Source organism: Streptococcus oralis subsp. dentisani, from assembly GCF_003944205.1.
GTDB lineage: Bacteria > Bacillota > Bacilli > Lactobacillales > Streptococcaceae > Streptococcus > Streptococcus oralis_BH.
The window spans coordinates 1-12,929 of sequence record NZ_RJPH01000021.1 but is presented as its reverse complement, the minus strand read 5'-3'; the positions used below and the strand labels follow the sequence as shown (position 1 = coordinate 12,929).

Below are 12,929 nucleotides of genomic sequence, written 5' to 3'. Positions count from 1 at the left end.
TTATATGATTTTTCATTTAATTGTTGAAAAAAATAAACGATTTGCATATATTTTCTTAGTATAATATCAAAACATTCGTTATTTTTCAATTTTAAACTGAATTTTTTAGTAAAAATAAAAATCAGGAATGTTATTTCCTGATTTTAGAAATTATTTCACATCAAAAACAATGGATTTTACATTTGTCATCGCTTCAATGCTGTATTTAATTCCTTGTACTCCTGCACCAGAACCTTTTACACCAAGGAATGGGAAATTATCTGGCCCACGTTGTGTTTTGTTATTGATATGAACGGTCCCCACTTCAAGTTTCTCAGCGATTTCAAATGCCTTCTTAAAGTCATTTGTAAAGACAGAGGATTGAAGACCAAACTCAGATTCATTGGCAATTGCTACTGCTTCATCCGCATCAGCGACACGGATAATTGGGAGAACAGGTCCAAACGGTTCTTCCCATGCCACTTTCATATCTTTTGTAACTTGGTCAAAAAGCGCTGGCCAAATGAGATTGCCCTCACGTTTGATTGGACTGAGTGCTTTGGCACCCTTTTCTTGAGCGTCCTGAATCAATCCCCAGATGAAATCAGCTGAAGCATTATCAATAACAGGTGTGATATCAGCATTGTCAAATGGGTCACCAACGGTTAGCTTAGCAACTTCAGCTTGGAGCAATTCAGCCAATTTGTCTGCTACGCTTTCCACAACCAAGACACGCTTGATGGCAGTACAACGTTGTCCTGAATAGCTAAAGGCACCACCTACGATTTGTTTAGCTGCGTGTTCCAAGTCTGCATCTTCGAGAACAATAGCTGCATCTTTCCCACCAAGTTCAAGCATGATAGGACGCATTCCAGCTAAACGACCGATTCGCTCACCAATCGGTGTTGAACCTGTAAAGTTAATGAAGTTCACTTCCTTGTGTTCAATGATGTAGTCTCCGATTTCAGAACCTCGTCCAGTTATCGTATTAAATACTCCTGCTGGAATACCTGCCTCATCAAAAGCCTTGGCTAATAACAGACCTGAGATAGATCCTTGTGTTGGCGGTTTAAACATGACGACATTTCCTGCAATCAAAGCTGGAGCAATCTTAGATCCAGAAAGGTTAACTGGATAGTTAAATGGCGCGATAGCTAAAACGACACCAACTGGCTCACGACGGACAACGGCTAGTTTGTTTTTACTTGCAGCTTCAAAACCGCCCCCTTCCATTGCTTGTCCAGTGATACGGAGACCTTCTTCTGCAGCAAAACGAATCAAATCTGCTGTACGTACTACTTCTCCAATGGCTGCTTTTATCCCTTTAGCGACCTCTTTGGCAAGAATTGTACCAATTTTTTCTTTATCGCGTTCCAAAATGTCTGCTGTCTTATGCAAATAGGCTGCACGCTCAACTGGTGCTAAATCACGCCATGCTGGGAGAGCTGCACGCGCAGCTTTCATAGCCTCATCTACTTCAGCTTGACTCATAGCTGGTACTGTCCCCAGCTTTTCCTGATTAATGGGTGAATAGATTGTAATTTCCTTTTCAGATGATTTCCAATTTCCATTTACTAAATTCTGATATCTTGCCAATTTTCTTCCTCCTGAAAATGATTAAGACTTATTTTATCAAATTTTCAGAAAATTACAACCCTTTTTGTGAAAAAATTGAGATTTTTTTCACAATCTAGATCCTTCAAATTATTTGAAACTTAATTCTACTCTTCATTAAAAACCTCATAAATGACAAAAAGGATTAGATAATCTAACCCTTTTTACTACATTAATCTATGAGAGCACTTTTAAAACTGCGACACTAATGTCATCAATAACATTTTCTTGTTTTGAACGACTGTTGGTAAGGAACATTTCAAGCTTACCTGCGTTTTCAAAGTAGAAGGAGGTTCCCTTAGCATTAAATACCACTAATAGATGTTCGGATCCACCGTGAATCTCGTAGACAATCCAGCCACTATTTTCAGCAGCCGTGTGAACAAAGACATGACGGTAAATTTCTTCATATGTTGGATAAGAGAAGGCACTGATTTGCGTTTTTAGGCGGATAATCTGACGAATAAACTCAATGCTGTCTTGGCGTTCATTGATCAGATCCCAGTTGACTTGGTTAACACTGTCCGGAGCATTATAGCTATTCATAGCACGTTCTCGGTCTGCAGGAGTTAGTTCTCCATGTTCACCAGTTGGAATCAACTTAGTTCGACCAAACTCTTGCCCCAGTTCTATAAAGGCCATTCCTTGCATGAGAAGATTCATAGCTGTCGCTGTCTCAACCTTGCGCATAATCTGGTCGGAACTCTTATCAGGATGAAGGGTTGCTAGCAAGTCATGAAGATTGTAATTGTCATGAGCTTCAACATAGTTGAGAACCTGGTTTGGACTGAGATAAGATCCCAACTCTCGGCTACCAAGAATAGCCTTGGCGACGATTGGTTCTGTAGCAGCACCACTCACAAATCCTGATTTGATTGCCCCATAAACTTCTCCTCCTTTGATCGCATCACGCTGATTATCGTTGAAGAAACCTATATTTGGCATCTGGTGGGCGTTATCCTTCTTAGCCTTGTCATAAGGAGCAAGACCTGTTCCCATATCCCAGCCTTCTCCATAAGTGAGAATACGCGGATCGACCTCATCCAGTGCCCAACGAATTGCCTGCATAGTTTTGACATCATGAATGCCCATCAAGTCGAAACGGAAACCGTCAATATTGTATTCTTTCACCCAATAAAGGATGGAATCAATCATATACTTGCGGAACATCTCATGTTCACTTGCAGTTTCATTTCCTACTCCCGTACCGTTTTGAAAAGTTCCATCACGATTCATACGATAGAAATAATCGGGAACAGTTGTCTGGAATGGAGCGTCCACTGTTGAGAAGGTATGGTTATAAACCACGTCCATAATGACACCGATTCCTGCATCATGATAAGCCTGAATCATGGTCTTGAGGTCTCGAATAACTTGTCCGGGATCTTCTGGATTGCTAGAGAAGCTCGTTTCTGGTGCGTTGTAGTTTTGAGGATCATAACCCCAGTTATAGGTTACATTTCCATCCTGATCGTATTCCTTATGGCGATCAAATATCGGTTGAAGTTGAACATAGTTGCAACCAAGTTCTTTAATATAGTCAAAGGCGGTTGCTTGACCATACTGGTTAACTGTTCCAGTCTGAGCAGCACCTAAGAAGGTTCCGCGGAGTTCTTCAGGAACACCAGATGTAGGCGATTGGGTAAAATCACGAATATGCATTTCACAGATAACTGCTTTACATGGATTCTCCAAACGCCAAGGTGCTTCTGTCCCATGTTTGACTTCAAATCTTTCTACTTGTCTGTCCTGATGAGAAAGAATTACAGAACGTTTCCCGTCAGGGCTTGTAGCGATAGTGTAAGGATCTCGTGTCAAAGTCTGATGGTGCGGAAACTCAATCTGATACTGATAAGCTTTACCTGCAAGATTTTCATCTAAGTCTAGACTCCACACACCAATGGTATTGTACTTATGACTATATGAATAGCTATTACCACGCTCTAGATTAAAGGTTTTCCAAATAGGTGCATCATTACTAGTGTTTTCATAGACAACCACCTGAACAGCTGTAGCGGTTGGAGCCCAAAGTTTAAAACTGGTCTGGGAATCAGATCCTTGGCAGCCCAAGTCTCCTTGATATCCCCAGTGATGATCAAAGCTTGCGCTATGGATGGCTTTATCAAAGGCAAAAGGATTTTGATCTTTATAGTAAGGACTAGCAATAGCTGGATTTTCTGAATAATACACAGTCTCGTCTCCCTCTAAAATCCATGCTTCTGTTAGCAAGGGATAGTAGTTAAAACGTACAAGATATTCTTTTAATACACCATCTATCTCGGCTTTGAAGGTGAAACTATCCAACTTTTCCTGACTGGTCATGGTAAAAGAAAACTGAAGACCAAAATAAGTGGTCCCTGAAGTTAAAGAGTTTTTGTTTTCATCTCGGTCTGTGCTAAATGAGCAAGCTGTATAATCTCCATTTTTTCTATGAAAATGGAGAAGAACGGGATAATTGTACATGTTTTTTCCTAATTTCTATTTTCTATTTTAATTTTATTTGATTCTGATGGATTCAGTCGGCATTTCATCACGATGGACAACAGATTTTAACCATTTCAAAACACATCAGGAGAGATAGTTTGAGACTATTCTTTACAAACTTTCTAGCCAGGCTTCATCGCGAACTTCGATACCAAGTTCTTGTGCTTTTTGGAGCTTGCTTCCTGCATCCGCTCCTGCTACGACTAGATCTGTTTTCTTGGATACACTGCCTGTGACTTTGGCACCAAGACTTTCGAGTTTGCTTTTTGCTTCTGAGCGCGTGAGGCGTTCCAATTTTCCTGTCAGTACAACGGTCAAACCTGACAAGGCTGCATCTGCTACCACCGTCTGTCCCTTGTAGTCCAGATTGACTCCAGCTTCTTTCAACTCATCTAAGAGAATCTTCGATCCTTCTGTAGCAAAATAGGTCTGAAGACTTTGGGCAATCACACTACCCAAGCTTTCAATACTTGCGACTTCCTCTGGGTCTGCTTGGGCTAGATTTTCAATAGAGTGGAAATGTTGGAGCAAGAGCTGACTTGCTTTACTTCCGACATGGCGAATTCCCAGACCAAACAAGAGCTTTTCAGCAGAGTTTTCCTTAGATGCTTGAATAGCCTGATACAGTTTAGAAGCAGACTTTTCCTTGATACCCTCCAAAAGGAGGAAATCATCTTCTTTCAAACGGTAAATATCAGCCACATCCTTGACTAAATTGGCAGCAAAAAGCTTTTCAACGATTGATGGACCAAGTCCTGTAATATTCATGGCATCACGAGAGGCAAAGTGAATCAAACCTTCCATGATTTGGGCAGGGCATCGTGGATTGATACAACGAAGAGCCACTTCATCTTCAAAGTGAAGCAAGTGACTATCACAACTTGGACAATTTGATGGAATATCTAGTTTTTCTTCAGAAAGACGTTTAGACTCTACCACACGCAAGACAGCAGGGATGATGTCCCCAGCCTTATAGACGATAACCGTATCGTCTTTGCGGATATCCTTTTCGGCGATATAATCTACATTGTGCAGTGTCGCACGGCTAACAGTTGTTCCAGCTAGTTGTACTGGTGTTAGATTTGCAGTTGGAGTCACGACACCCGTACGACCAACTGTCCAATCAACTGATAAGAGTTGAGCTTCTTTTTCCTCAGCAGGGAACTTGTAAGCTACTGCCCACTTTGGAGCCTTGACGGTAAAACCGAGTTCTTCTTGACCTGCTAGGTCATTGACCTTAATAACCACTCCATCAATATCGTAAGGCAAATGTTCCCGTTCTTGTCCAACTTCTTGGATGAAGCCCCATATCTCATCTATACTTTTAGTCAATATTCGTTTAGGATTAACTACAAAACCAAGCTGTTCAAGATGCTTCAAAACCTTTTCCTGACTATCTCGAGTAGAAGGGCTAGCTTCTTGATAGAGAAAAGTCGCAAGGTTGCGTTCTGCTACTACTGCCGTATCCAGCTGACGCAAAGTTCCAGCAGCCGCATTACGAGGATTGGCAAATTCAGGCTCTCCATTTTCTTGGCGAGCTTGGTTGACCAGATCAAAAGAAGCGCGTGGCATGTAACACTCTCCACGAACGGTAATATCAAGTTTTTCTGGCAAGGTCAAAGGAATATCCTTAACGCGCTTGAGGTTTTCGGTGATATTTTCTCCAATAGAACCATCTCCACGTGTCGCACCGACTACCAAAATTCCCTTTTCATAAGTTAGCGAGATAGACAAACCATCGATTTTCAATTCACAGATATAGGTGGGATGGGGTAATTCTTTGCGAACACGCGCATCAAAAGCTTCTAACTCTTCACGTGAAAAAGCATCCTGCAAACTATAAAGAGGATACTGATGACTGTATTTTTCAAAACCATCTAAAACCTTACCACCAACGCGATGGGTCGGACTGTCCGCTAAAACTTGATCTGGATAGGCAGCTTCCAACTCGACCAACTCTCGGTAGAGGCGATCATACTCACTATCTGAAACCGAGGGATTGTCACTCGTGTAGTACTCGGTCGCATAGCGGTTGAGTAAGGCAACTAACTCATTCATTCTTTCATTCATAATCCCATTTTACCACAAAGCAAGCCCTCCTCACAATAGAGAAGGACTGAAAAATGGTTCGTAGGGAAATATTTTCTAAAAAAGAGAAATTATAACTCTTTTTTAAAATGACTTCGCACATAAACGAGGGATAAACAAGACAGGATGACAACCCCGCTTCCAATTATCAGGAAAGAAGAGAGATGAACACTTGGCAGCACTGTCATAAAGCCTTTTGCAATCGGCATAAATAGGATAGCTAATGTAAAAATTGTGCTTAGCACCCTCCCCAAGTATTCCCCCTCAACCTTGGTTTGCACCTGAGTAAAAAAGTGAATATTAAAAATCGTCATAAACAGTTCACAAACTAAATTTCCAGAAAAGGAAAGAAAAGTTGGCAGTGGTAATCCCATCATAAAAACTCCAACTCCAGTCAAAGCCAATAGAATCAAAAGATTATAAACATTTGCCTTTATTTTACTAGCTAGAAGAGCTCCGATAATCGAACCGATAGCGCCCATAGTCAAAATACTAGCATAAGCTCCTTCTACCCCGTAAAGTCGATTTGAAAAAGGGAGGAGAAATTCAAAAGCTGCAAAAAAGAAATTAACACTGGAAGCTACTAACAAGAGGAAAAAGATCTCTTGCTGGCGCCAAATATAGCTAATTCCTTCTTTCATATCAGAAAAAATATTTTTCCAGCTGAAAGTCCTTTTCACTTGTTCCTTAGCCTCTTTTTTGGGGAGAAAAGCTACTAAAGTAAATGCGATGAAAAAACTAATGGCATCTAAAACGAGCGTCATATGGAGACTGGCAAATTGTAAAACGAGGAAAGAAAGTACAGGGGAGCTAACACCTACAACCTGCAAAACGAGCTCTAAGCGAGCATTATAGGTCACAATCTCGTCTTTCTCTACAACCTCAGTTATAATGGCTTTGTTGGCTGTACGAGAAAATGCAAAGGCAACCGCATGAACAATATTGGCAAAAATCAAGGCAGCAATCATCAAGCTATCATTTCTGATGAAAGAAATAGCTAAACAGAGAATACCGCAAACCAAGTCTGTCGTCATCAAAATTTTGCGACGCGAAAAGCGGTCTGAAATCACTCCGCCAAAGGGATTGACCAGAATCGATGTAACCAACTCAGAAATTTGATAAATTCCAAGAACAGTCTGTCCTATCGTCCCCATCGATGCCAACCAAACACTGTTTCCATAATCATAGAGCATATTTCCTATCTTATTAATCGCCCCACGACTAATCAACTGGATTGCATGTCGATTCATATAAAAAGCTCCTCTCAAATTTTGAAACTATTGTATCAAAACTGAAAGGAGTATCTTCGTTTTTCCCTTATTTGGGAAATTTAAGGATTTACAAATTTTTCATAATGTTCCTGATAATAGGCCACTTGCTCTGGAAGTCCAAGCACATCAAAAATATTCATGGCTTCCTGCATCTGACAACAACCCTCTTCTTTCAAGTCTCTCTGGTATAGAGCAAAACCCTTGAGATAATGGAAGATATTACGCTCATAAAGCTTGATACCATTTCCAATCAACTTCTCCACATAGCCCTCAAAATAGTCCGCATCCGCAAAGGAACGGTTTTCCAAACAATGCTGGTAACAGTTAAGAGCTAAAATCAAAACAAGTTTTCGATGCCGACCAATTTCTTTGTAGTAGTCTTCTCGCTCCATGACTTCTCTGCCAATCCGAGCCACATAGTCCACATTGTAGAAAGTATAGAGATTCCCGAAAAGAATCAACTCATACATAGTCCATTCTTCTGTTTGAAAAAGATAATCTGCTACCTTTTCCAAATCACTCTGCCTCATCGTGTAATGAGCATCTCGTTGACAAATCAAACCTTGTAGCAGAATCCAATTCAGCTCAAAATAGAGGGGATTGGTCGAACTCTTTGCTTTCTTGAGCTGTTCCTTTTGAAGCTTTTGAAAACCTGCAATATCATTTGAGTAGTAAAGCGGAATAATCTGCGCCATTAAGGCAACATGTTCATGATTTTGAAAATCCCTAGCCTTGTCCATAAAATTTTCAATGGTCACATGAATATTATCCAGAATCTCAAAGAAACGGGAAACTGCTAAATCAGACTCCCCAAGCTCGAAGCGAGATAATTGAGATGTTGAACATGATTCACCTGCCGCCTCTTTCAAGGAGTACTTCCCACTTGTTCGAAATTCACGAAATACCTTTCCAAGATGTTCCATTTCTTATACCTGCTCCGATAATTCTTCCCACTCAAGCATAGCCTCTTCCTGACGATGGCTTATTTTGTCCAGTTCAGTCTGCAATTCCATGAGCTTTTCAGCATCGTTGGTTTCCAGCATCTGTTCAGAAATGGCTTGACTTTGAGCTTCTAACTCTTCAATTTCAGCTTCCAAACTCTCGATTTGGCGCATAAGCTTACGGGCTTCTTTCTGACTTTCTTTCTGAGCACGGTAGTGATTGACTGGACTTGCTTCTTTTTCTTGGTTGCTGGTTGAAAGTTCCTCTGTCTGACTCGCTTCTACTCCTGCTTTCTTCTCAACATAGTAGTCGTAATCTCCAAGGTAGAGAGTTGAGCCATTTTCAGACAATTCCAGAACATGAGTGGCTACACGGTTGATAAAGTAACGGTCGTGGCTGACAAAAAGAAGGGTTCCATCAAAGTCAATCAGGGCATTTTCCAAAACTTCCTTGCTATCAATATCCAAGTGGTTGGTTGGCTCGTCAAGGATCAGGAAGTTGTTGTTTTCCATAGACAATTTAGCCAAAAGTAAACGAGCTTTCTCGCCACCTGACAGCATGCCTACTGATTTTTTAACATCATCTCCTGAAAAAAGGAAAGCGCCAAGACGATTGCGGATTTCAACCTCTGGTGTCAACTTAAAATCATTCCAGAGTTCATCCAGAACAGTATTACTTGGTGTCAACTTGCTTTGAGTCTGGTCATAGTAGCCGACCTCAACATTTGCGCCAAAACGCTTCTCTCCTTTGATAAAAGGAATCTGGTCCACGATAGACTTGATAAAGGTTGACTTACCAATACCATTTGGTCCTACGATGGCAACAGCATTCATCTTACGGAGGTCGAGATTGATTGGCTCTGACAATATTTCACCATCATAACCAATGGCTGCATTTTCAACGGTCAGGACAACATTCCCAGACGTTTTTTCAGATTTGAAGGTCATGTTGGCTGATTTCTTACCAGCTTCAGGCTTGTCCAAACGCTCCATTTTTTCCAGTTGCTTGCGGCGAGATTGAGCACGTTTGGTCGTCGAAGCTCGTACTAGATTACGATTGACAAAGTCTTCCAGAGCAGCGATTTCCTTCTGCTGCTTTTCATAGTTCTTAGCTTCCGTTGCTAGCTTTTGCTCTTTTTGTTCAACGAAACGAGAGTAATTGCCTACATAACGATCCAAGGAATGCTTAGTCAAATCGAGTGTAACCGTCGCAACCTTGTCCAAAAAATAACGGTCGTGGCTAACAATAATGAGTGCACCGCTATAGTTCACCAAGTAATTCTCTAGCCAGGCAATGGTTTCAATATCCAAGTGGTTGGTCGGCTCGTCCAAGACCAAGAGATTGGGCTTTTCAAGGAGCATTTTAGCCAGTGCCAGACGAGTATTTTGACCACCAGAAAGCTCAGCAATTTTCATCTGCCACATAGATTCGTCAAACTTGAATCCATTTAAGATAGCACGGATATCAGCTTCATAGGTAAAGCCGCCTGCTTGACGGAAATTCTCTGACAAACGGTCATAATCCGCCATCAGTTTATCCAATTCAGCGCCAGACTTTTCACCCATCTCCAGTTCCATCTGACGAAGTTGTTTCTCAGTCTGACGCAAATCATCAAAGACATAGAGCATTTCATCGTAGATGGTATTTTCAGACTCAAAACGGCTATCTTGGGCTAGATAAGACAGAGAAATATCTTTTTTCTTATTGATTTCCCCACTAGTTGGCTCCTCTTCTCCAACCAAAATCTTCAAAAGAGTAGACTTACCCGCTCCATTTCTCCCAACGAGGGCAATCCGATCTCGTTCATCTACTTGCAGATTGATATTATCAAAAAGAACCTCTCCTGCAAATGAACGTTCAATTTTATTAGCTTGTAAAATAATCATATAGGTAGTATAGCATGTTTCCCTAAGGGGTTCAAGAGTATAGAATCCATTTCATTTCAAGCTTTTTCAGAAAGTTATGCTAACGTTTTACTAGAATGATAAATCGTGATATAATGAAAGCGATTAAAAGAATTTACAAAAAAAGGAGATCCTCTATGACTTACCAAGAAAATTATCAAAAATGGTTAGATTTTGCTGAACTTCCAGACTACCTTCGTCAAGATTTGGAAAATATGGATGAAAAAACAAAGGAAGATGCCTTCTATACAAATCTTGAATTTGGTACTGCAGGTATGCGTGGCTTGATTGGTGCTGGTACAAACCGCATCAACATCTACGTTGTTCGCCAAGCTACTGAAGGATTGGCTCGTTTGATTGAGTCAAAAGGTGGAAACGAAAAAGAACGTGGTGTCGCAATCGCCTACGATAGCCGTCACTTCTCACCAGAGTTTGCCTTTGAATCTGCGGCAGTTCTTGCTAAACATGGTATCAAATCTTACGTATTTGAAAGCCTTCGTCCAACTCCAGAATTATCATTTGCTGTTCGTCACCTTAACTGTTTCGCAGGTATCATGATTACTGCCAGCCACAACCCTGCTCCATTTAACGGTTACAAGGTTTATGGTGAAGACGGTGGACAAATGCCTCCACACGATGCGGACGCTTTGACAACTTACATTCGCGCTATTGAAAATCCATTTGCTGTGGAAGTTGCTGATGTCGAAGCTGAAAAAGCTTCTGGTTTGATTGAAGTCATTGGTGAAGCTGTTGATGTAGAATACCTTAAAGAGGTCAAAGATGTGAACATCAACCCAGCCTTGATCGAAGAATTTGGTAAAGACATGAAGATTGTCTACACACCACTTCATGGTACTGGTGAAATGTTGGCTCGTCGTGCTCTTGCCCAAGCAGGATTTGACTCTGTTCAAGTTGTTGAAGCGCAAGCAACTGCTGACCCTGACTTCTCAACTGTTAAATCTCCTAACCCAGAAAACCAAGCAGCCTTTGCACTTGCTGAAGAACTTGGTCGTCAAGTTGGTGCTGATGTGCTTGTCGCAACTGACCCTGACGCTGACCGTGTCGGTGTCGAAGTTCTTCAAAAAGATGGTAGCTACCTCAACCTTTCAGGTAACCAAATCGGTGCCATCATGGCTAAATACATCTTGGAAGCCCATAAAAACGCTGGAACACTTCCTGCAAATGCAGCCCTCTGCAAGTCTATCGTATCAACTGACTTGGTAACGAAGATTGCTGAAAGCTACGGCGCAACTATGTTTAACGTCTTGACTGGTTTCAAATTTATAGCTGAAAAGATTCAAGAATTCGAAGAAAAACACAATCACACTTACATGATGGGATTTGAAGAAAGCTTCGGTTACTTGATTAAACCATTCGTACGTGATAAAGACGCCATCCAAGCCGTTCTTGTCGTTGCTGAGCTTGCTGCCTACTACCGTTCACGCGGCTTGACTCTTGCTGACGGTATCGAAGAAATCTACAAAGAGTACGGTTACTACGCTGAAAAGACTATCTCTGTAACTCTCTCAGGGGTTGATGGAGCTGAGCAAATCAAAGCGATTATGGCTAAATTCCGTGACAATAGTCCGAAAGAATGGAACACAACAGCTATCACTGTCGTAGAAGACTTCAAGGCTCAAACTGCTACTGCTGCTGACGGTACTGTTACAAACTTGACAACTCCTCCAAGCGATGTCTTGAAATATACACTTGCTGACGGTTCATGGATTGCCGTTCGCCCTTCAGGTACAGAACCAAAGATCAAATTCTACATTGCCGTTGTGGGTGAAAGCAACGAAGATTCACAAGCTAAGATTGCCAACATCGAAGCAGAAATCAATGCCTTTGTAAAATAAAAATCTATATAAGATGAGACCAACCAATCTCATCTTTTTTTCGTATCAAATCTAAGCATTTTTGGAAACTTTATGGCATACTAGACTTATCAATGAAAGCGAGGTAATCTCATGGAACAATTTTTAGAAAACATCAAAGACCTTGAAGTCACTACAGTTGCGCGTGCGCAAGATGCTCTTGATAAAAACGAAACTGCGACCTTCTTTATCGGTCGCAAAACTTGCCCTTACTGCCGTAAATTTGCCGGTACTTTGGCTGGCGTTGTAGCTGAAACCAAATCCCACATCTACTTCATCAACAGTGAAGAACCAAGTCAGTTGGAAGCCTTACAAGATTTCCGTTCACGCTATGGAATCCCGACTGTTCCAGGATTTGTTCATGTTGCAGATGGCCAAATCAAAGTCCGTTGCGACTCTGCAATGTCAGCACAAGAAATCAAAGATTTCGCAGGATTGTAAAAGGCTGGGTGATAATTCAACTTTTTGAAATTATACTCAAATTAAAATCAAAGTGCACTTTTTTGTTAACAGACTTGTTTAAGAAATATCGTGGTCCAAGTATTACCTTGGAATTTTACCAGCTAATCAATGTACTCTACTGTATTCTAGAAGATCAACGAAAGGTTTTTAGCAAAAAATATAATATATCTGTTTGCTCGGTGAAAATTTCTGCTCTTTTTGATTTTAAATGAGTATTAATCTAATAAGTATGTTCACGAAAAAACGCATAACATCAGAGCGGTAAGCACCTGATGTTATGCGTTTTTAGGATTACGAAAACTTTTTTGAAC

Annotated in this window: 8 protein-coding genes; 2 read left to right on the top strand and 6 right to left on the bottom strand. The window is 41.0% G+C overall.

What is annotated here, in order from left to right; genetic code table 11:
- Window positions 1-150: 150 nt before the first annotated feature.
- From D8805_RS09580 to D8805_RS09555, 6 genes are all read right to left on the bottom strand, one after another.
- The gene (locus D8805_RS09580; protein WP_125417054.1) at window positions 151-1,575 is read right to left on the bottom strand and encodes an NADP-dependent glyceraldehyde-3-phosphate dehydrogenase; all 1,425 of its coding nucleotides are present in this window, start codon (window positions 1,573-1,575) and stop codon (window positions 151-153) included.
- Window positions 1,576-1,770: 195 nt separating this feature from the next.
- Window positions 1,771-4,056 (bottom strand): type I pullulanase, encoded by a 2,286-nt coding sequence (pulA, locus tag D8805_RS09575; protein ID WP_125417052.1) that lies wholly within the window; start codon window positions 4,054-4,056, stop codon window positions 1,771-1,773.
- Between the two features lie 132 nt (window positions 4,057-4,188).
- Window positions 4,189-6,147, bottom strand: coding sequence for an NAD-dependent DNA ligase LigA (gene ligA / locus D8805_RS09570; RefSeq protein WP_125417050.1), 1,959 nt, complete (start codon window positions 6,145-6,147; stop codon window positions 4,189-4,191).
- An 89-nt stretch (window positions 6,148-6,236) separates the two neighbouring features.
- The gene (locus D8805_RS09565; RefSeq protein WP_125417048.1) at window positions 6,237-7,415 is read right to left on the bottom strand and encodes an MFS transporter; all 1,179 of its coding nucleotides are present in this window, start codon (window positions 7,413-7,415) and stop codon (window positions 6,237-6,239) included.
- 80 nt (window positions 7,416-7,495) lie between these two features.
- Window positions 7,496-8,359, bottom strand: a complete 864-nt coding sequence (locus D8805_RS09560; RefSeq protein ID WP_125417046.1) for an Rgg family transcriptional regulator — start codon at window positions 8,357-8,359, stop codon at window positions 7,496-7,498.
- Between the two features lie 3 nt (window positions 8,360-8,362).
- Window positions 8,363-10,264: an ABC-F family ATP-binding cassette domain-containing protein gene (locus tag D8805_RS09555; protein WP_125417044.1), complete on the bottom strand. Its 1,902-nt coding sequence runs from the start codon at window positions 10,262-10,264 to the stop codon at window positions 8,363-8,365.
- 155 nt (window positions 10,265-10,419) lie between these two features.
- On the opposite strand from D8805_RS09555, the gene D8805_RS09550 reads away from it, so the two are divergent.
- The gene (locus D8805_RS09550) at window positions 10,420-12,138 is read left to right on the top strand and encodes a phospho-sugar mutase (protein WP_125417042.1); all 1,719 of its coding nucleotides are present in this window, start codon (window positions 10,420-10,422) and stop codon (window positions 12,136-12,138) included.
- A gap of 111 nt (window positions 12,139-12,249) precedes the next feature.
- Window positions 12,250-12,597: a thiol reductase thioredoxin gene (locus D8805_RS09545; RefSeq protein WP_038805205.1), complete on the top strand. Its 348-nt coding sequence runs from the start codon at window positions 12,250-12,252 to the stop codon at window positions 12,595-12,597.
- The last annotated feature ends 332 nt before the right edge of the window (window positions 12,598-12,929 follow it).

What these genes read in the sequence shown, in the direction of transcription:
- D8805_RS09565 (WP_125417048.1), bottom strand. Translation starts at nt 7,415, where the DNA reads ATGAATCGACATGCAATCCAGTTGATTAGTCGTGGGGCGATTAATAAG.
- ligA (WP_125417050.1), bottom strand. Translation starts at nt 6,147, where the DNA reads ATGAATGAAAGAATGAATGAGTTAGTTGCCTTACTCAACCGCTATGCG.
- D8805_RS09555 (WP_125417044.1), bottom strand. Translation starts at nt 10,264, where the DNA reads ATGATTATTTTACAAGCTAATAAAATTGAACGTTCATTTGCAGGAGAG.
- D8805_RS09560 (WP_125417046.1), bottom strand. Translation starts at nt 8,359, where the DNA reads ATGGAACATCTTGGAAAGGTATTTCGTGAATTTCGAACAAGTGGGAAG.
- D8805_RS09545 (WP_038805205.1), top strand. Translation starts at nt 12,250, where the DNA reads ATGGAACAATTTTTAGAAAACATCAAAGACCTTGAAGTCACTACAGTT.
- D8805_RS09550 (WP_125417042.1), top strand. Translation starts at nt 10,420, where the DNA reads ATGACTTACCAAGAAAATTATCAAAAATGGTTAGATTTTGCTGAACTT.
- pulA (WP_125417052.1), bottom strand. Translation starts at nt 4,056, where the DNA reads ATGTACAATTATCCCGTTCTTCTCCATTTTCATAGAAAAAATGGAGAT.